This window comes from Acidobacteriota bacterium (assembly GCA_016208495.1).
GTDB lineage: Bacteria > Acidobacteriota > Blastocatellia > Chloracidobacteriales > Chloracidobacteriaceae > JACQXX01.
Map to the genome: position 1 here is coordinate 1 of JACQXX010000024.1, position 20488 is coordinate 20488.

Annotated in this window: 16 protein-coding genes; 9 read left to right on the forward strand and 7 right to left on the reverse strand. The window is 51.7% G+C overall.

Annotated features, from left to right (window positions below):
• Positions 1–329 precede the first annotated feature (329 nt).
• The 7 genes from HY774_04470 to HY774_04500 form a co-directional block, all read right to left on the reverse strand.
• Positions 330–1508 carry an acetyl-CoA C-acetyltransferase gene (locus HY774_04470; GenBank protein ID MBI4747716.1) on the reverse strand — a complete coding sequence of 393 codons (1179 nt, stop codon included), beginning with the start codon at positions 1506–1508 and terminating at the stop codon, positions 330–332.
• 192 nt (positions 1509–1700) lie between these two features.
• Entirely contained in the window at positions 1701–2498 is a 798-nt protein-coding gene (locus tag HY774_04475) for an RDD family protein (GenBank protein MBI4747717.1), read from the reverse strand.
• Between the two features lie 196 nt (positions 2499–2694).
• Positions 2695–3126, reverse strand: a complete 432-nt coding sequence (locus HY774_04480; protein MBI4747718.1) for a CoA-binding protein — start codon at positions 3124–3126, stop codon at positions 2695–2697.
• Between the two features lie 20 nt (positions 3127–3146).
• Positions 3147–3746: a DNA-3-methyladenine glycosylase 2 family protein gene (locus HY774_04485; protein ID MBI4747719.1), complete on the reverse strand. Its 600-nt coding sequence runs from the start codon at positions 3744–3746 to the stop codon at positions 3147–3149.
• A 255-nt stretch (positions 3747–4001) separates the two neighbouring features.
• Positions 4002–4523 (reverse strand): cupin domain-containing protein, encoded by a 522-nt coding sequence (locus HY774_04490; GenBank protein MBI4747720.1) that lies wholly within the window; start codon positions 4521–4523, stop codon positions 4002–4004.
• An 87-nt stretch (positions 4524–4610) separates the two neighbouring features.
• Positions 4611–5684, reverse strand: a complete 1074-nt coding sequence (locus tag HY774_04495) for a 3-deoxy-7-phosphoheptulonate synthase (protein ID MBI4747721.1) — start codon at positions 5682–5684, stop codon at positions 4611–4613.
• A gap of 176 nt (positions 5685–5860) precedes the next feature.
• Positions 5861–7864, reverse strand: a complete 2004-nt coding sequence (locus HY774_04500; GenBank protein MBI4747722.1) for an SUMF1/EgtB/PvdO family nonheme iron enzyme — start codon at positions 7862–7864, stop codon at positions 5861–5863.
• Positions 7865–8486: 622 nt separating this feature from the next.
• On the opposite strand from HY774_04500, the gene HY774_04505 reads away from it, so the two are divergent.
• The 9 genes from HY774_04505 to HY774_04545 all read left to right on the forward strand — a co-directional run bounded on the left by HY774_04505 (position 8487) and on the right by HY774_04545 (position 20403).
• Positions 8487–9413 (forward strand): CAP domain-containing protein, encoded by a 927-nt coding sequence (locus HY774_04505; GenBank protein MBI4747723.1) that lies wholly within the window; start codon positions 8487–8489, stop codon positions 9411–9413.
• Positions 9414–9525: 112 nt separating this feature from the next.
• The gene (locus HY774_04510; GenBank protein ID MBI4747724.1) at positions 9526–10641 is read left to right on the forward strand and encodes a Rieske 2Fe-2S domain-containing protein; all 1116 of its coding nucleotides are present in this window, start codon (positions 9526–9528) and stop codon (positions 10639–10641) included.
• 4 nt (positions 10642–10645) lie between these two features.
• Positions 10646–11224, forward strand: a complete 579-nt coding sequence (locus HY774_04515) for a hypothetical protein (GenBank protein ID MBI4747725.1) — start codon at positions 10646–10648, stop codon at positions 11222–11224.
• A 159-nt stretch (positions 11225–11383) separates the two neighbouring features.
• Entirely contained in the window at positions 11384–14650 is a 3267-nt protein-coding gene (locus HY774_04520) for a TonB-dependent receptor (protein ID MBI4747726.1), read from the forward strand.
• A gap of 217 nt (positions 14651–14867) precedes the next feature.
• Positions 14868–15179 carry a EutN/CcmL family microcompartment protein gene (locus HY774_04525; protein MBI4747727.1) on the forward strand — a complete coding sequence of 104 codons (312 nt, stop codon included), beginning with the start codon at positions 14868–14870 and terminating at the stop codon, positions 15177–15179.
• A 133-nt stretch (positions 15180–15312) separates the two neighbouring features.
• Complete coding sequence (locus tag HY774_04530; protein ID MBI4747728.1) at positions 15313–16086, forward strand: hypothetical protein; 774 nt, start codon at positions 15313–15315, stop codon at positions 16084–16086.
• A 262-nt stretch (positions 16087–16348) separates the two neighbouring features.
• Complete coding sequence (locus HY774_04535) at positions 16349–16993, forward strand: TonB C-terminal domain-containing protein (GenBank protein MBI4747729.1); 645 nt, start codon at positions 16349–16351, stop codon at positions 16991–16993.
• A gap of 199 nt (positions 16994–17192) precedes the next feature.
• Complete coding sequence (locus HY774_04540; protein MBI4747730.1) at positions 17193–19634, forward strand: SpoIID/LytB domain-containing protein; 2442 nt, start codon at positions 17193–17195, stop codon at positions 19632–19634.
• Between the two features lie 259 nt (positions 19635–19893).
• Positions 19894–20403, forward strand: a complete 510-nt coding sequence (locus tag HY774_04545) for an RHS repeat protein (protein ID MBI4747731.1) — start codon at positions 19894–19896, stop codon at positions 20401–20403.
• Positions 20404–20488: the final 85 nt, after the last annotated feature.

The window sequence follows — 20488 nt, forward strand, 5'->3', positions numbered from 1 at the left end:
GTTCAGGGTTTGGGGTTCAGGGTTTGGGGGTTGGGGGTTGGGGGTTGGGGGTTGGGGGTTGGGGGTTGGGGGGTTGGGGGTTGGGGGTTGGGGGTTGGGGGGTTGGGGGTTGGGGGTTGGTGGGGTTCCGGAAAAGGACAAAAAAGACATAAAGGACATAAATTTCGAAAACCCGGAACCCGGAACCCGGAACCCGGAACCCGGAACCCGGACAAGATGATAGGGGGACAGGGGGACAGGGGGACAAGGGGACAAGGGGACAAGGGGACAAGTGATTTCTTTCATCTCTTATCCCTCATCCCTCATCCCTTAAAAAACCCGGAACCCGATTACACAATTTCAATCATAATGGCGATCCCCTGACCACCACCGATGCATGCCGAAGCAATGCCCAGTTTCTGGCCACGACGGCGCAGTTCGTGCATCAGTGTCAGAACCAGCCGCGTTCCAGAGGCGCCGAGTGGGTGACCCAGCGCAATCGCCCCGCCGTTGACATTCGTTTTTTCGCGATCCAGTCCAAGTGCTTTTTCCACTGCCAGATACTGGGCAGCAAACGCTTCGTTGACTTCAACCAGATCAATTTCAGCCAGCGTTTTACCAGTTTTCTGAAGCAATTTTTCAATCGCTGGCACCGGGCCGATGCCCATAATATCTGGAGAAACCCCCGCGACGCTCCAACCGACAATGCGGGCCAGCGGCTGTTTGTCTTTGGCTTTGACGTAGGCTTCACCAGCCAGCACCAATGCCGCACCACCATCCACAATTCCTGAAGCATTCCCACCAGTCACCATGCCGTCTTTGCCAAAGGCAGGACGCAATTTGGCCAGACCTTCGAGCGTCGTGTCAGCCCGCATGTGGTCATCTTTTTCAACCAGCAGCATTCCTTTGCGGGTTTTGACTTCAACTGGCACGATTTCTTCCTGTAACCGGCCCGCCGCGTAGGCTGCGGCAACCCGTTGCTGGCTGACCAGTGCAAAGGCATCTTGAGCCTCACGGCCAATGTCGTGCTGACGGGCCAGTTTTTCAGCCGTCTGCGCCATAAACAGGCCACAGAATCCGTCATAGAGTGACGACATTAACAAATCTTCGAGGTTGGAATCACCAAGCCGAAAACCAGTGCGCGCACCGCGAATCACATGCGGCGCCTGTGACATTGATTCCATCCCACCCGCCAGCACGGTGCCGGCTTCTTCAAGCTGGATTAACTGCGCACCGCTGATAATGGATTGAATTCCAGAACCGCACAGCCGGTTGACGGTCAATGCCGGGCGATCCACCGGAACGCCAGCTTTGAGCGCGACGTGGCGGGCGCCATAAATCGCACCTTTTGAAGTTTGAATCGCATTGCCAATAATGGTGTGATCAATCTCGTCGGCTGCCACACCTGATCGTTCAAAAGCCGCTTTGGCCGCCAGCGACCCCAGGTCACTGTCAGACAAATCATGAAACACCCCGGCATATTCGGCCATTGGGGTACGTGCACCACCTAAAATGAATACGTCCTTCATAAAAACTCCCGGAAACTTGGTAAAAATGAAAGGGGCAGGCCAGTTGAAAGCGAGTAGTGAGTAGTGAGTAGTGAGTAGTAAAACCCAGATTCATCTTGCAGAAGTGAATAAGTTCCTATTGTTCAACCAGTTTGCTGCATAGTTGATTGGCTACTCGCTACTCGCTACTCGCTACTCACTACTCGCTCAATCTCAGTCCACCAAATATTTGGCATGGGCTTTGTACTGGCGGTCTACATCTTCCAGGAACGCTTCATAACTTTCAACTGACATTACCTGAAACTTTTGCAGGAGCGGGATGGCAATTCGGGCGGCAACATGGGGGCGGGATTGTTGGGGGATTTCGTTTCGGCGGGCCAGGAATTTTTCAACGATCAGAAATTCCTGTTTGGTTAGTTGGCGGATGTCCAGTTGCAGCGCTGGTCGGTTGCTCCCATTGCGGCGGGTTTCACGCTCGTGACGGTCAAGGACTTCGGAAAGTGACGGCGCTTCAGAGGCGCGTTCTTTGACAACGACTGTTCCGGCAACGTAGTCACCAATCCGACGTGACTGGTCGCTGACAATGATCGTCACCACGCCAATCGCGTACCCTGACGGCAGCAAATCTATCACCCGGAGCATATTGCGGACCAGTGCTTCGAAAAAGCCGACAGCGCGGCCATCTTCGCGGATCACACGGAGTTTCATCCAGCGTTTGCCTGGGGTTTGCCCACTCCAGAGGCTTTCAAACAGCGTGAAATACCCAATAATGAGCAAAATCAAGCCGCCAATCACAAACACCACGGCAGCGATAGCCCAGTTTCCGGCTGATTTGAGAAAATCGAACACGTTATAAGCTGCATACACCAGGATCAGAATGGCAATAATCGCCGCGCCCTGAATCAAATGATCAATCAAGGCAGCCAGAAACCGCGTGCCTACACTGGCCAGCACAAACCGAAGCTGAACGTGCTCTGGGGTTTCGATGATGAGTTCGTTATCAACTTGCATGGCCGGAAGGCTCCTTTGAGGTTCGGCGTCTTAAAAGGACCAAAGGGACATAAAGGACGAAAAGGACATAAAGAACAATTATTCGAAAACCCGGAATCCTCAATCCTGACAAGATGACCAACTGACAAGATGACAAGGTGGTTTCTTTCATCCCTCATCCCTCATCCCTCATCCCTTCAGAAACCCGGAACCCGAATTAAAGCTTTCCAGCCCGGCGGCGGCGACCGTGTTCAACCGACATACAGCAATCCATCACCACGGCAAGCCCGGCAGCCTGCGCCCGGCCAGCAGCCGGTTCGTTGATGACACCAAACTGCATCCAGACGGCTTTGGCTCTTTTAGCAATTGCTTCTTCGACGATTTCCGGAACATCTTCTGGACGGCGGAAAATCGTGACCAGATCAACCTCATCTGGAATGGCGAGTAAGTTTGGGTAACACGGTTTCCCGAAGACTTCTTTCGCGGTCGGGTTGACCGGAATCACGTCATAACCGGTTTCAAGCAGATATTCGCTCACGCTATAACTTGGGCGATCCGGCTTTGGCGACAACCCGACGACAGCGACGCAACGGCAGGTTTTGAGAATGTTTTCAATAACTTGCGGGTCTTGATAGATTGGTTTCACCATAGTTTTTGACTGTCTTCTTTCTAACCGTCAATACTTCGCCACAGATACCACGAAGCAATTGTGCAATAAGGCTGCCATTTCGCCCCGATTTTGACCACTTCCTTTGGTGCCGGGAGCGAGTCGAGTTCATAGGCTTCCTTAATCGCCTTTTGAATTCCCAAATCAGCATCTGGAAGCACATTGAGCCGCCCCAGTCGGATCAAAAACATCTGCACCGTCCAGCGACCAATGCCTTTGACCGTCGTGAGAGCTTCGACCATGGCTTCGTCATCGAGTTCCTTGAGGTCGTCAACTGGAACAATTCCGCCTTCGAATTTGGCAGCCAGGTCTTTCAGGTATCCAAGTTTCTGGCGGGAAATCCCGGCTTTGCGGAGGTCTTCATCGGGCGTTTCAAGTACGCGTTTCGGTTCTGGCGTTGTGCCGCCATAAAGGTCTAAAAACCGTTGATGGATTGTCCCTGCGGCTTTGCCAGAGAGCTGTTGATAAATAATGGCACTGACCAGTGAATCAAACGGTTTGATCGTAGGCGTCGGACGGTAAAGGCATTCGCCAACGCGTTCGATGACTTTGGCCAGCCTGGGGTCGCTGTCAGATAGATGAGTAATGGCTTCGATGTGCATAAGATTTCGGAGTTCAACTGTGACGTTGATAAGTCAGTAGTCAGTAGTCAGTAGTCAGTAGTCAAAACCCGGATAGTTGAATCCGTGGAATTCTTGAAAAGAATTACTTCTAAATGATTCAAATAGAACAAAATCCACTTGACACGAATTCCAAAATCTCAACACTCGACTACTGACTACTGACTACTGACTACTGACTACTGACTACTGACTACTGACGAAAAACTGGGTATAGAGATTTGAATTCCGAACATATTACTCAGATATTGATCGTTTGACCAGTCGTGCGGTCTCAGGATTAGCCATTAAGTGCGGAACATCCTCCGGTTTGAGGCTCAATGGCCGGTCACGCTGGTTATCCACAATGCACAGAAAACCAAATGTTTCGTTGCTTTCATTCGCCAGCCGGTGAATCTGATTCGGACCAATATAGGCTAAATCCAAAAATCCCAGTGGTTTGACTTCACTCCCCAGAAGAATCTGGCCCTTGCCGCGCAATCCAATCACTGCGTGCGAATGACCGTGACATTCCAGCGAAGACCATCCACCTGGCTCAATTTCAAAATAGCGGACTTCAAACCCGACGGCATCTTCCGGCTGTCCAAACAACGTCTGCCGCAGGATGCCGCAAAACCCAGGCGTGTCACTGTCTGAAGGCTTGTATTCCTTGGTAGCAATTCCCTCCCAGCGAAAATTGCCGGAATAGGGCGTAAAGCGCACCAGTTCAGGATCTTGTACCGGGAGTGCAAGAACGGGTTTGGGTTCAATGGCGTTCATGCTCAATCCTTGTCTAAAGCCCACCCGCTCACACAGGTGGTACTGACCTTTTTTTAAGCCCACCCGCTCACGCAGGTGGTACTGACGTCAAGAGACTTCTTGTAAGGCCGCGACGCGGCGGGCCCGAGCAGCGACCGCCAGTTCTTCGAGCAAGGTTTCCGTATCATCCCAGCAAATACAGGCATCAGTAATGCTTTGCCCATAGCGCAGGGTTTTGCCCGGTTTGACATCCTGGCGACCGGCAACCAGATGGCTTTCGATCATCACGCCGATGATTCGCGAATCACCGCTGGCAATTTGTTCGGCAACGTTTCGGCAGACATCAATTTGCTTGAGGTGGTCTTTGCTCGAATTGGCGTGGCTACAATCAATCATAATGCGCGCCGGAAGGTTGGCCTGTTCAAGCACGGCAGCCGCCTCGGCAACGTGTTCGGCGGAGTAATTGGGGGCTTTCCCACCTCGGAGAATAATGTGGCAATCCGGATTCCCCGCCGTTTCAAAAATCGCGGATTGTCCCTGTTTGGTATGTGACAGGAAATAATGGGGATGTGCCGCTGACCGCACGGCATCCACCGCGATTTGCAAGGTGCCGCCCGTGGCGTTCTTAAAGCCAACCGGACAGGACAACCCCGAAGCCAGTTCCCGATGCGACTGACTTTCTGTTGTCCGGGCACCAATGGCGCCCCAGCTAATCAACTCCGCTGTGTATTGCGGAGAGATCAGATCAACAAACTCACTGCCGGCAGGAACTCCCATATCCCCCAAATCAATCAAGAGTTTACGAGCCAGGCGCAAACCGTCGTTGATTTTTGACGTGCCGTCAATGTAGGGATCATTGATCAACCCTTTCCATCCAACTGTGGTCCGTGGCTTTTCAAAATAGACCCGCATCACGAGGCAAAGATCGTCTTTGAACTCATCAATTTTGTTTTTGAGGAGCATCGCGTATTCGCGCGCGGCAACCACATCGTGGATCGAACAGGGACCGACGACGACGAGTAACCGGTCATCCTGACGATTGACAATCGCGCGGACGGTTTCACGGGCATCGTGGACGGTTTCGGAAATTTTGTCCGTGATGGGGTATTCTTCCTGCAGGTAGGCCGGGGGCAAAACGACCCTGATCGAGCGGATCCGAAGATCATCAGTTATGTATCGCATGAATTTCTGTGTATCGCTTGTCTGTGAATAAGCTAGTGAGAGAGGGAATCCCAAAAGTTTATCGGCAAGGATAAAGGAATTTAGCGAAAGGCAAAAGGGGAGACAGAAAACTTTTGAGTGCCGCGGCCTGGCCCTGCTTTGTGAACGCAGCATCAAGCCGCCGCACTCCAAAGAGTTTATGCCGGGGCTAAAACATCGGCCAGTTGCACGCGCAACCCCAACGAACTGACCTTGATATGCGCCGGCAACCCGTTGCGAAGCGCCGTCCGGCAGACAAATTCGCCGACAAACCACGACCCGCCCCGCACGACACGGCGCACCGGGTCTCCGTCAGTTTCCCAGGCACTTCCATCTTCGGGGATTTCGTCATAGGTATCGTGCCAGACATCCTGGCACCATTCCCACACATTGCCGTGCATGTCGTACAATCCAAACCCGTTGGCTAAGCCAAGGCTTCCAACTGGTCGCTGTTTGTTTTCACCGGATTGGGTTAACGGACCGGTGGGTTGCTGGACGGTCACACCATAGGCGCCCGTCTCAGGAAGCTGCATTTCGCCAAAGGCATACACTGAAGACGTTCCTGCCCGGCAGGCATATTCCCACTCGGCTTCGGTCGGCACACGATACTGGCGTCCGGTCCGTTCGGACAGACGGCGGCAAAATTCGACGGCGTCATACCAGGTAATGCGATCAACCGGAAGCGAACCGTCTTTAAACATTGATGGATTGGTGCCCATCACCGCTTCCCATTGCGACTGGGTGACTTCAAACTTGCTGAGATAAAATTTCGGGAGTGTAACCCAGGTTTGTGGTGTGCCGCACTGAACCCAGTTTGAACCAGCCGTGATGTGGACTCCGTTTGGACCGGCTTCCCGGCGGACGCGTTCGGCCAGTTCCTCGGGCATGCCCATCAAATAGGTCCCGGCTGGGATTTCAACCAGTTCCAACACAATCCCATCACCTAAGTCTTCGATAAAACATCGGGCCTGGCGTTTGCTGCGCTGGGTCACATTGCCACGGGCGTCAACCGTGATGGTTTCATAGTCATAGGCTTGCCAGGAAGTCCCCGGAGGAATCAGCCCGCCGCTAATTGCCCGCAATGGCGAGCGATTAAAAATTGGCCGTGGGGCCGGACCATCAACTGGTCGGAGACTCGGGGCCACGGTCGGCCTGGCGTTCACCCGGCGTGGAAGCCACTGGGACCCCGGCCCCGCCACCCGTAACTCAAGATCGGTTTCGACCACCACCGGGCTTTGGGTATATGGAGTTGAAACGGAAATCGCCGCTTCAAACTCCTGACTCAATTGCAACACCGATTGCTGGCGATGTTCGCGATGCTTGGCAAGGGCTCGCAAGACAACTTCGTCTACCATCCGGGGCAGTCCGCTCTGGACTTCGCTTGGGGCCAGCGGGCGGTCATTGACGTGGCGATACATCAGCGACATTGAGGTTGTGGCCCGAAACGGAAGCTGTCCGGTCAGCAATTCATAGAGCATGACACCCAGGCTATAAATGTCTGAGCGTGGATCCAGAACTTCATCCTTGACCTGTTCGGGCGACATATATTCCGGCGTGCCCAACACTCTTCCCCGCTCGGTCAACGTCGAAGCATTTGGCGTCAAAAATCTGGAAATCCCAAAATCCAGAATCTTGGCGCGCTCAATGCCGTCATCCGCCTGGAGCAGAAAAACGTTTGCCGGTTTCAGATCACGGTGTAAAACACCTTTGAAATGGGCAACATACACGCCAGCACAAATCTGTTTTAACAGGTGGGAAATTTCATCGAGCGTAAAATGCCGGTTGCGCTTGAGTGCATCACGCAAGGTCGTCCCTTCGAGTAATTCCATGGCAAAGTAGGTCGTCCCCTTGGCTTCATCGCAATCAAATACCCGAATGACGTTTTCATGCTGGACTTTCGCCGCAATGCAGGCTTCACGGATAAATCGCTTGCGGGCGGTTTCGTGCCCCATCAGTTGCGGATGCAAAATCTTGATGGCCATCGGACTGTCCAGTTTGAGGTGAGTGGCCCGGTACACCAACCCCATCCCGCCGCGCCCAAGCAGGGCGTCAAGTCGGTAGCGATCATTAAGTACAATATTCAGCGTGAGTGGCTGTCCATCAAACGGGCAGAAATCAACCCGCTCGTTCCATTCCCGATTACATTCTGAACAGGTCCTCATAAGCACTTTTTACCTCTTGCTCGAAGAATTCCACTAAATGAAAGGGTGGCGGGGGCGTTTTTCGCTTGATTCAATGTTCAGCCCCTTAACTTTGTTTGGCCAGGTACCTCAATCAAAAATACTGTTTCATTGGGCAGAACAGCTTTTTTGGGGCAACACATACCTGGCACTGGTCAAACCGGAGTATGGTTTCCGAAAAACTCTGGAAAAATATGTCTTTGGGCTGAAAAATGGAAAAATACGCAATGTTTTATTCTACAGATAATTTCAGTCTTTTTTTTTAAATTTCCTGGAAATGTGGGTAGAAAGACCTAGAAAAAAATTTTTCGGCCAGTAGATTGCTTATGCCAGTCAGTAGTCAGTAGTCAGTAGTAATGCCAGTTAAGAGTTGAAGCCGTTTTGGTTCTCAGTCTACGAAGTAGACGCAGGCTCGTAGCCCAGGGTGAGTCTTCGAGCCCTGGGAACCTGGCTCCATCCCTTCGGGATGAGAACCAAAAACGGCTTCAACTCTTAATTCGCATCAGTCGTTCGCTAAGTTTATTTGGTTGAATCACTTGACTGTTCGCTCATACGAGAATTTCATCGCAAACTGATATTACTGGATTTTGGAAGGAATCATTCCATGCAAGATAAGTTCAGAATCGTGTTCAGGATAGTGGTGCTCAGTGTATTTGTGATGGTAATGGGTGGGCAGGTCAGTGCAGCCACCATTCCACCCAGAACCCAATTGACCCTGAAATTTCAACGACAGGTTTTGGAATTGATCAATGCCGAGCGAAAAGAACACGGCCTGGCGCCGGTCGAACTCGATCAGTTTGCCTCAACCGTGGCTCAAACCCACGCTGAAGAACTGTCGCGCGAAAATTTTTCGAGTCACTGGAGTCGTGATGGCCGCAAACCCTATATGCGCTATGCTTTTGCTGGTGGCACGGATGCTGCGGCTGAAAATATTTCGTCGTTGTTTGGGGCCAAAATAACAGCCGATGATCCAGCGTTGGACGAATATTTGAATGACATGCACCGGTCGTTGTATGAGGAAACGCCCCCCAATGATGGCCACCGGCAAACCATCCTGAAGCCTCAAAACACCCATGTCGGCATCGGAATTGCCGTCCTGAATGGACAAATCTCACTGGTCGAAGAGTTTCTCTGCCGGTACACGGTTTTTCAGCCATTGCCGGCAATGAAAATTCCCCAGAAGGCTTCGGTTTCACTGGCTGGAAAACTGGCCCGAGCCGATTACAAACTGCGAGGGGTCGAGGTGTATTATGAACCGCTGCCGACACCGCCGGACCTTGCCTGGCTGCGAATCTCGCGTCCGTACGGCCTGCCAGACAAACATACAACGCTACGACCACAACTCACCTCGGGCGATACCTACATTGACGGAACGCGCGGTGAGATCAATCTGGCAGGCGGCGGGGCCTTTCGGTTTACCTTCAGGCCATTTGAGAAAAAGCCTGGGATCTACACGATTGTCACCTGGATAACCACCCGCGAGTTTGAAAAACCCTTCCCGGTGACAAACATTTGTATTCAAGTTGAATAACTGATTGTGTTAGAAATGAAGCATCACGTTTCCACCACAATCGGTTCGTCATCCTCCTCCTGTCAATCGCTTCACACAACCTTTGACTCAACCAGGTGCTTTCTTTCGTTTTATGCTGACCTTGCCTCAGTTTTGCATTGATGAGCGACTTCCCTTTGCCCAAACCATTCCGGCGCCGTGGTACCTTGACCCGGCAGCGCTGGATCTGGAACTGGACCGTATTTTTGCTTCAACCTGGCAACTGGTGGGCCGGACCGAACAGGTAGACGCCCCTGGAAAGTTTTTTACCGCCACTATCGGCAGAGAGCCTGTGGTTGTGGTCTGTGGCAATGACCACCAGATTCGGGCCTTTTCCAATGTCTGTCGCCATCGCGCCGGGCCAGTTTCCACCGGCGCCGGGTCGTGTTCGATCTTTCGCTGCGGCTATCACGGCTGGAGTTATGCCCTCGATGGCCGCCTGATTGGAACACCCGAATTTGACGGCGTCGAGTGCTTTCAAAAAGAAGCCTTCTGCCTGCCTCAATTTCAAGTTGCCACCTGGTTTGGACTGGTGTTTGTCAATTGTGACCCACAGGCGGCACCGCTGGATGAGTACTTTGACGGCATCGCCGACCGAATCATCCCCTTTGACGTCGAAAACATGCGCTATGCGTTTCGTAAAGACTGGTATGTGGACTGTAACTGGAAGGTTTATGTTGATAACTACCTTGAAGGCTACCACATCCCCATCGTGCATCCGGGCCTGAACAAGGAACTCGATTATGCCCAGTACCGGACTGAAACCCGACGCTATTATTCGATCCAGCATTCACCTGTCAAAAATGCCAACCGGATTCGGGTCACCGGCAATCTCGCGACAGATCGAGCTGAGTATTTCTGGATTTTTCCCAACCTGATGCTCAATGTATACCCTGATAATTTTTCCACTAATTTGATCATTCCACTTGGTCCGGAAAAAACACTCACCATCTTCGAATGGTTTTTTCTCGACCCGGAAGAACCACACGTCCAGCAAAAACTCCAGCAACAGGTTGAATTCAGCGACGAAATCCAGATTGAAGACATTCATATCTGCGAGGCGGTGCAGCGCGGGTTAAAGTCAAAAACTTATACCAGCGGGCGATATTCAGTGAAACGCGAAAACGGCGTCCATCATTTTCACCACCTCCTTGGCGAATTTCTCTTTCAAGAATCAAAAGCGCAATCTCTTTCGAAAGGCAATTCATAACCCTATGAGCATACCGAATGAAGAATTATTGATCGCATTTAAGGCCATTCTCGATTCATCGCTCAAAGCGATGGAAGACCGAGTTACCCAACAATTCAACACCAAAATTGATGGCGTTCACTCCGAACTCACCGCCAAAATTGACGGCGTTCACGCTGAACTCACCACCAAAATTGACGGCGTTCACGCTGAACTCACCGCCAAAACCGACAGTCTCCGATCCGAAATGATCGAACGCTTTGATTTTCTCGATCAAAAGATTGAAGCAGTCCGCACTGAACTCTCTGAAAAATTTGAGCTTCTCCAGACTCAGATTGACGCACTGCAGAAAGATCTTGATTACAAAATTGGTCTGGTGACGGCGATGGCCAAAGATCTTTCACGCGATGTGAAAGCATTAAGAGCCTCAATCCAGAATCTTGAGCATGATCTCAGAATTCTTAGCCGTCGGCCCCTGGAAGCTCAATCTGACGCAACACGAGCGCTCGCCCAAAACACACAGCTTTTTGACCAGATTGAACAGCTTGAAAAACGATTTCGCACACTTGAACAACAATTCAAAGCCTTCACCTACAAAAAATGAAGAGTGAAGAAACCGATTAGTGGTTAGTGGTTAGAAATCAACACTTTCGAAGAAGAACCAGTAGCCAAGAACTAACCACTAACCACTAACCACTTTCTTCATTCTTCACTCTTCATTCAAAAAAAGCTCCACCCCTAAAACATAAGGAGTAATTTTTTCATGAGAAAACAAACTTTTGAGCGATTGATACTGCTCGTGGTTCTTTGCCTGTGCCCCTTGATCTCGGATGTGCTGTGGGCTCAAGCATATCGGGGATCCATCGTGGGGATCATTACCGATCAGACCGGCAGTTCACTGGCTGGGGCCACCGTCACGGCGGTCAACGTCAGCACCGGGATCGAACGCTCCACCATCACGGCTGATGATGGGAGCTATCGAATTCCGGAACTGGCTATCGGGACCTATGAAATCCGGGTCGAGCAGTCCGGGTTTAAATCAGCCACCGTGACCAATGTGGTGGTGACCGTTGCCAGCCAGCAACGGGTAGATGCCGTCCTGCAAACCAGCAGCACCGTCTCAGATACAATTGTGGTCGAAGGGTCTGTCCCGCTGGTGGACACCACTACCAACGTGCTGGGAACGGTTTTGCAGAACAAACAAATCAGCGAACTCCCTGTCAATGGGCGTGATTTTCAAAAGCTTCTGATCATCAGCGCTGGGGCCAGCGGTGACCCAAGCGGCGCCGCCGATTCCCCTGGTTCATTTGGATTGTTTAGTTCAAACGGGAACCGTGGCCGGTCCAACAACTATTTGCTGGACGGGACGGATATGAACGATGGGTACCGCAATTTGCCAGCGATTAACCAGGGCGGGGTGTTTGGTGTCCCGGCTACTGTTCTGCCCATCGAGGCGATTTCGGAACTGGTTGTACTTTCAAATTTTGCTCCGGAATATGGTCGGAACTCAGGTGCCGTGGTCAACATCGTGACCAAGTCAGGCACCAATGAATTCCACGGGAGCGTCTTTGAATTTTTCCGAAATAATGCGCTTGACGCCCGAAACTTTTTTAACACCAAGCCCAATCCACAAACCGCGCTCCGCAATAACCAGTTTGGATTTGCGGTCGGCGGGCCAGTTGTCAAAAACAAGACTTTCTTTTTCGTCAATTATGAAGGCCAGCGCGAGCGAGTCGGTCTCAACAGTCTGGCCCGCGTGCCGGATCCGCGTGAAATCGCCTCGCTGGGCGGCGCCACCAATCCAATCATTCAGCAAATCCTGAACCGGAATCCGTGGCCGACGCCAAATATCTCAGTACCGTTGTTTGATCCATCACCCAATGCCAGCGTGACGACACCAGCATTTGCGGATTCTGACAGCGTGATTGCCAAGATTGACCATTCATTCACCACCAATGACCAGATTTCGGGACGCTACTATTTCGGTGATAGCGAACAGAGCTTTCCACTGGCCATCATCGGTGGAAACGTCCTGCCCGGCTTCAATACCAATACCCCGACCAGGGTTCAGGTGTTGTCGCTGTCCTACCTGAAGATCATTTCCAGCACACTGGTCAATGAATTGCGCTATGGCTATAACCGGTATAACCAGGGCTTTTTTGCCCAGGACAGCGATTTTGACCCAAATTCAATTGGGTTAAACACCGGTGTGACCAACCCACGGGCATTTGGCCTGCCGTTTATTCGCATCCGCAATGACGAACTGCTGGGATCTTCCATCGCTCCACTGGGAGCAACGCTTTCGGTGCCACGCGGTCGCATTGCCACCAATAACCAGATTATTGACAACGTTTCCTGGAAATTGAACAAGCACGATTTGAAGTTTGGCTATGAATTCCGCCGAACGTTTGTCAACGGCTTCTTTGACGCCGGATATCGTGGGCGAATTGATTTTGCGTCACTCGAAGACTTCCTGGATGGCCTGCCAAGTGGCGGACGCAGCGCCACTGGTGATTCACAGCGCGGCACGTTCCAAAATTCGCACGGCCTGTATCTGCAGGACAGCTTCCGACTCACCCCAAAAGTGACGCTCAATCTGGGTGTCCGGTATGACTATTTCGGGGTGCTCGGTGAAGAACGCAACCGGTTGAGCAACTTTGACTCGCAACGCGGGCTGTTTCTGACTGACCGGCTCTATGATCGTGACCCGAACAACTTCTCGCCACGTCTCGGGGTGGCCTGGGATGTGACCGGGAAAGGCAAAACCGTCATTCGCGCTGGATGGGGAATTTTCTACGACAGCTTTTCCCAGGATTTCTTTGTTGGTCAGTTGCCGTTTAATACCTTCAATCCTGGGCCAGCGTACAACCCGATTGGCGAATCACCGATTCTCTTCTCATTTTCAGCCGTGGATCGCTTAGTTCCAGGTTCGCCAGTATTTTCAGAATTTCTGGACTCAGACGTGTTTGCCGTGGACAGCAACCTGCGCACGCCGTATGTCCAAAACTTCAACCTCAACTTTCAGCAGGAACTCTTTAAGAACACAGTGCTTCAGGTTGGTTATGTTGGCTCGCAAGGCCGAAAACTCTACCGCTATCGCGACATCAACCAGCCTGGAAACCCAGCCGTCAACCCTGGGCGACCATTTGATAATGGACCATTTGCCCCATCGGGGGGGACATTCTTCTATGTGAACCAGTTTGAAAGCACCGCCGCCTCAAACTACAACTCACTGCAAACCACCCTGACCATGCGCGAACTGCGTGGATGGAACGTTTCAGTGAATTACACCTGGTCACATGCCATTGACAATGCCAGTGACGGACAGGACTTCGTTCCCAACGCCACCCAACCTGACAATAGCTTTCGACCCGATCTGGAACGCGGCAACTCCAACTATGACAGCCGTCACCGATTTGTGGTGTCATTTGTGTATCAGCTTCCAAAATTTGACGTTACCAATCGGTTCATGAACAAGATGGTCAATGGCTGGCAGATGAGCGGGCTGATCACGGTCCGGAGCGGTAATCCATTCCACGTCAACTTCTTCGACGATTTCAACGGCACCGGCGAATTCTTTCCCCGCCCGGAACTGGTGGGCGACCCGTATGCGGGCACCAGCGACCCAGATCGTTTCCTGAACCTGGCGGCCTTCCAGGTGCCATGTCAGTTGGATGCCGACGGGGCCTGTATTCCCGGCACCCAGCAGTTTGGGTCCCTGGGCCGCAACTCCCTGCGTGGGCCAAACTACCGAAACTTCGATTTTTCACTGGTCAAAACCACGAACCTGACGGAACGGCTCAAGCTTGAGTTCCGCGCTGAGTTCTATAACCTGTTCAACCATCCAAACTTTGCCAACCCGCTCCTGCCTAGCTTCCTGGCGGATGCCGGCTTTAACGGCATTGACAGCAACGGACGCGGGATCGGGTACCTGCCGTTGACGGCGACTCCGGACGTCGGCATCGGCAACCCATTCCTGGGCGGCGGCGGCGGGCGCAACATCCAGCTCGTGGCACGGTTTAGCTTCTAATTAGCTAGTAGTCAGTAGTCAGTAGATTAAACCCAGATCGTTGAATCCGTGGAATTCTTGAAAAGGATTGTTCCTAACTGACTCAAATAGAACCAAATCCACTTGACAAGAAATTCACCCCCCCAACGCTCGACTATTGACTACTGACTACTGACTACTGACTACTGACTACTGACTACTGACTACTGACTACTGACTACTGACTACTGACTAAATTATGTTTCTCGGAAAAGTTGTTGGCACCGTCTGGTCAACGCAAAAGGCGCCTGATTTAGAAGGGTTACGCTTTTTGATTGTCCATCCACTTAATCTCAATAAAGAACCGAACACCGACATTGTCGTGGTGGCGGACCGGCTTGGGGCCGGGACGGGTGAACTGGTCCTGTGTGCTTATGGAAAAGCTGCCCGTTCAGCCATGGGAGACCAGGATCTTTCCATTGAAGCGGCGGTCGTAGGCATTGTGGATCGAGTTGACCTTGACTCCGCCAATTGTCGGTCAAATGAACTCAAAGCCGAGGCACGAGAATGATATTGGGCTACCGCCAATTGTTCTCATTCGTGATAAGTACCTTACCGAAAATTTCCAGACATTTTAACCACGAAACACACGAACTACACGAAAAGAATCAACCACTTACCAAATCCAATATCTCAGGAAACTTATGACAAAGTACTTACTGATTGGACTTTGTGGTGTTGTTTTTTCTCTTTTCCCTCTGGCGGCTCTTCCCTCCTTGGCCCTCCCAGGTCAGTCACCCACCCCATCGCCAACGGAAGCTCAGCTCAAAGCCACCTATGCTGAAGCTGTCCGCCTCGCTTTACAAGATCGTCACCCCGCTGAAATCGTTACCAATTTAACCGCCATCACCGAAACCAATACCAGTTTGATGTGGAAAGGCCCGGCTGGGCAAAAAAAAGTGCTGGTTGTCACCTGGGTGGGATCTGATGAATTTGATTCAAAGGTCGGCCACCCCCCCTTCCCGACACGTGAATTGTGGGTTACGGTTGTGCCGGAATTGCAGCGGTTTTGTCGCACCCATCCAGGAGGAAAACCATCCCCCTTGCGAATCAGACAGCTTTTAGGTCTCCCTCCCGATTACCACGTCACCAAATTTGTCGAAGTCTGGGTTTCGCCAAATGACCTGTTTCGGCCCAGCCCCGACCCGGAAATCACCGACAGCCGTGCTGAACTCAACCTTGAAAACACAATCCGCACCCGACAAATAAGCTGTGATCATTTCGAATGGTTCACCAGGAACCTACGCGGGATGTATCAAACTCCAAATGGCCCTGGATTTCCCTGGACCCGCCTCGGCTACACCTATGACTGGGGGAACCCACAGAAACACATTGGGTTAAGCGAGTTTGTCGTTCGCAGAGGTGCCAGTGTTGAAGTCCGCCAGGTCATCCCAACCGATAGTTACATTCAGCAGTGACATCAATTTCTCCAACAATTTTTTGTTTGGAAGACTCATCGCCTTCAATCAACGGAGAAAGGTCAAGAGCTCTGCCTTGAGATGGATCTGGTTCTCTCAGTTTGACCTGAACTGACATTTGAGGCCGCCTCAAGGCGGAACTCTGAACTCGATCCCAATTTCCAGACAAAAAAATTGCCAGGGGCTCAAACTCGCCAGAACCAGCCCAGATGCGATACAGTTACAGTCTCATCCTCATTCCAGCTTTCATTTGACTGAACCCATGATGACTGTAATCGCCTTGATTGGTCTGTGTCTGTTCACGACCAGGGTGGAAGCCCAACAACCAGAACCGGACCTTCCCCGAGCCAGTTCAGTTCGCGGACGGTATGTTCCGGCTGACCTGTCGCCCTTTTCGACTGATGTCCAGGCGGCGATAACTCGTACCGAAAATATTGCCAAACCGCCCACCTTTGATCCCGCCACCATCCGGGAATTCTCTCTCAAGAAGGCAACCTCTTTAGATGGAGCGAATCAGAACCCGGTAGTCAGCTTTAAACAAATGATTTCGGGCGTTCCCGTTGGTGGCAGCCTGCAAATGGTCAAACCGCACGTGATCGTTCCTCCCGAATATCTGAGAACCATCGAACAACTCATTCGGTTGAATTTGTCGCTTCCGATTTATGCGCGGAATATGACTTCGACCACGACGGTTGCCTACACGTTCACCGTGTTGCACAATGGCCAGATCACCGATTTTGACAAAGAACGAACCACGGGAAGCCCCGCCCTCGACAATGTGGTTCAAAACGCACTTCGCTCGATCAGCCCATTAGAATCACCCCGAGGGATTGTCCTCACACCAGAAAACACGTCGCAACCGCTCGCTCGATTGCGGTTCTCATTGACGTATCGGCCAGGATCTTAATTCAGGGGTCAGGGGTCAGGGGCATAAGCGCCAGGATAAGAAAGCTCGTGCTCTTTCCGGTGGCATTCAATGATGTTCTTGTCGGGGTTGGGTCTCGTTCTGGCCGGGTCCGTGGGCTTCGCACCACGGCTATTACACGACGACCCTAACCACTAACCACTAGCCACTAGATGGTTTCTTCATTCTTCATTCAAAGCCTATGCCTACGCCTTCAGTTTTTTTGCGGCGAGCCAGGGGGAAATTCTCAATCATTTTGGCGCTCTTGATTGGATTCAATGGCCTTATGCCCGTTGCGTCAGCTCATGAACGCGACACAGTCACGCGCAGACGGAGAGTGACTGAACCGGCTCCGGCAGTAAAAACCAAACTGCCCGGCTCGGAAGACACCAAATCCAGACCTAAAGAGCGTGAAAAGCCTGATTTTCGGCGAAATGAGCCAGACTCAATGCCGAAAGGAACTTCCCAAAAAAACCCGAATCGTCAAACTGAAGAACCTGAGATTCGGATTGGGTTGGTGACAAACGCCGATTTTGTCTCGATTACCTGTGATGGGCCAATTGCTCGACTGGATGATGACACTTCTTTCGAACCTGAGTTCCTGGCTGACAAGAAAATCACCGTGCTGCTCAATAATGGTGAATCACGCCGCAATCAGCGTGGGAAAACCTATCGAGTACAGGTGGCAAGCTTTAAAACCCCCAAAGAAGCTGATTCCTTTGCCCGCAAACTTGGCAAAACCTTTGAAGAACCCGCCCAGACCCAGTTTGATCCCAAAACCAAAGAATATGCCGTCAGCCTTGGCGAGTATGAGTCGTCCTCGGATGCCCAGGTCCTGATGGTCCGCGTGCTCAACGCCGGGTATCGCAAGCCGTGGGTTGAACGCGTTGACACGCCCTCATCCTTGACCAAAAAGGACAGGCCCGAATGGAAGCTCCGCACAATTTCCGGCACGGGTGATGAGGTGGTGGCTAATTCCACCAAAGTGACCTTTGTGGCACTTGAACCAGAGACGGCGCCACTCAAATATTTGAATTCAACCTATCGTGGAAAACTTGAGGTCTCGCTCAACCGTCGCCAGAAAATGACCGTGGTCAATGCGTTGCCGATGGAGGAATATGTTCGCGGCGTCGTGCCAAACGAGCTTTCGCCCAATGTTTTTCCCAAACTCGAAGCCCTCAAAGCCCAGGCCGTGGCGGCCCGAACCTATGCCGTCCGCAATAAAGGGCAGTTTTCCGAGGAAGGGTTTGATTTGTTGCCAACCGCCCTGTCCCAGGTTTACGGAGGCCGCTCAACTGAACATCCACTCACCAACCGGGCGGTCGAAGAAACTCGCGGCATGGTGGCCATGTATCAGGGTGAGCCAATCAACGCGCTCTATACCTCGACCTGTGGTGGTCGAACCGAGGATGTTGAATTTGTTTTTGGAAAGCCAGTTCCCTACCTCAAAAGCGTGGTGACGGGCCCGCAAGAACGCATCCACCACACCAACCACTGGCTTGAATCAGGTCGGCGACTGGAAAACCTGACGGATATCAATGGCCGACCACTGACGCGTGAACTGGCACTGCTGGCGGTGGCCAAATTTGATTCATTCGACAAGGTCTCCACGTCATATTTGACCGGGCAGGTTTCACAGCGCGAATGCCTTGACTGGGCCGATCATCTTTCGACGCTTGCCCGCCGCAAGCCGGTTTCCGATGTTCCAAAAGTCGCCACTGATTTGGGTGGGTTTGCCCGGTTACTCTTAAATGCCCTGTATGGATCAGAATCACCCGCCCGATTGCTCACCGAAGACGATGCCGAATATCTGCTTGGCCCGGAACACACGACCATTCCAACCGGGTACCTGCTCGATGTCGCTTTTCTGGTCAAAGAAGGCGTCATTCGGCCTTACAGTGACGGCACCCTCAAAGGCCGCAGCACACTGACGCGCGGCATTGCACTGGGTATGCTGGCCCGAGCGGCAGCAATGAAGGGCATTCCAAAACTTGAATCTGGAACGGCCCGACCCTATGAAGGCAGACACCTGGTCATTCGGGGTGGAAAAGGTAAAGACGATGTAGACTTTGACCTTGGGTCACGCCTTTTTCTGTTCCGAAAGCTGGGTGGCGACTGGGTGGCAACATCACGTGCCGAATTGATTGGCGGCGAAACAATTGGCTTTCACCTGGATGACCGCGAACGCGTTGACTACCTGGAAATTTCCCCAGCCGCCAATGGTGCCGCCAGTGACCGCTATTCTCAATTTTCCTGGTGGGATGTCCGAATGACGCCCGACGAACTGCGGACCCAACTGGCTAAAAACAAAATCGCCGTCGGGCAGGTGATTGATATACAGCCGGTGAAATATGGCAGGTCCAACCGTGTCGCCTCGTTGGAAATTGTCGGCACTGAACGCACCACAGTTGTTGACGGTCTGCGGATTCGTTCGGTGCTGGGAGTCCGTGAAAGTTTATTTGTGATTGACCGCACGCTTGATGAAAAGGGACGGGTGACCCAGTTTCGGCTCCGCGGACGCGGATGGGGTCACGGTGTCGGCATGTGTCAGGTCGGCGCCTATGGTCTCGCGGTTGAAGGTTATCGTTTTGACCAGATCTTAAAGCACTTTTATACTGGCATTGAGTTAAAGCGGATATATTGATCGGAAGCCCAAGATTTACCAAAGCACAATTTTCTTACTTGTTACCTCCCTTTTGTTTTTCTCAAACACAATTTACAAATACGGAATTGCTATAAAAACTGGTAAGAGGATTCAACCTCTGCTATGGTATTAGCCATCGTTCTGCTGTTAGAAATTTCTCCTACTCACAAAACAATTAAAGAGATCTGGTGGACGTGGCGTTCTTGCCTTGATGTATTTTCCGCGTCTCACTTTTCATCCTGATGTGAGGTAACAAGCAATGGAGTCAAAACCGATTTCCGCCCGAAAAAACCGTAAGAATACTCACCTAAAGAAATCCAACCATCCATATATGACCAGAATCGTCCGATTCATAAACGTGCCAGAGCCATTCAGGACGGTGCTTTTGGTGGGAGGAGTACTTTTATTGTTGAGTGCTACTCTCTATCGGGTCAACTCCACAACCCATTTGGAACCTGAACGTGAACAGTCAGTAAACCTTCAGCCAGACCACCCGGTTCAGCGACAGGTTGCCTTGACTGATTATCGCGGTAACCAGGTTTTGACCTTCACCACTTCAGGCACGGTCGATCCCTTTGCTCAGCAAGCCATCCCCATTTCTTACTCTTATTACGACACGGGATATAGACGGACGATGATAGATGCCAGTGGAACAACCCAGTACACTTATGATGCCCGTGATCGTTTGCTGACAAAGAAAACCCCTCAAGGAATGCAGCAATTCTTTGTTTGGAAAACAAAAGCCAAAAAAGATAAACTGAAGGGATGACAAACACCAAACAACCGGGAATCAAAGAGCGAACATTTGAAGAAATCTTCGGGAAAGTCAGCGCGAAGTTTGATGAAATCGAGGA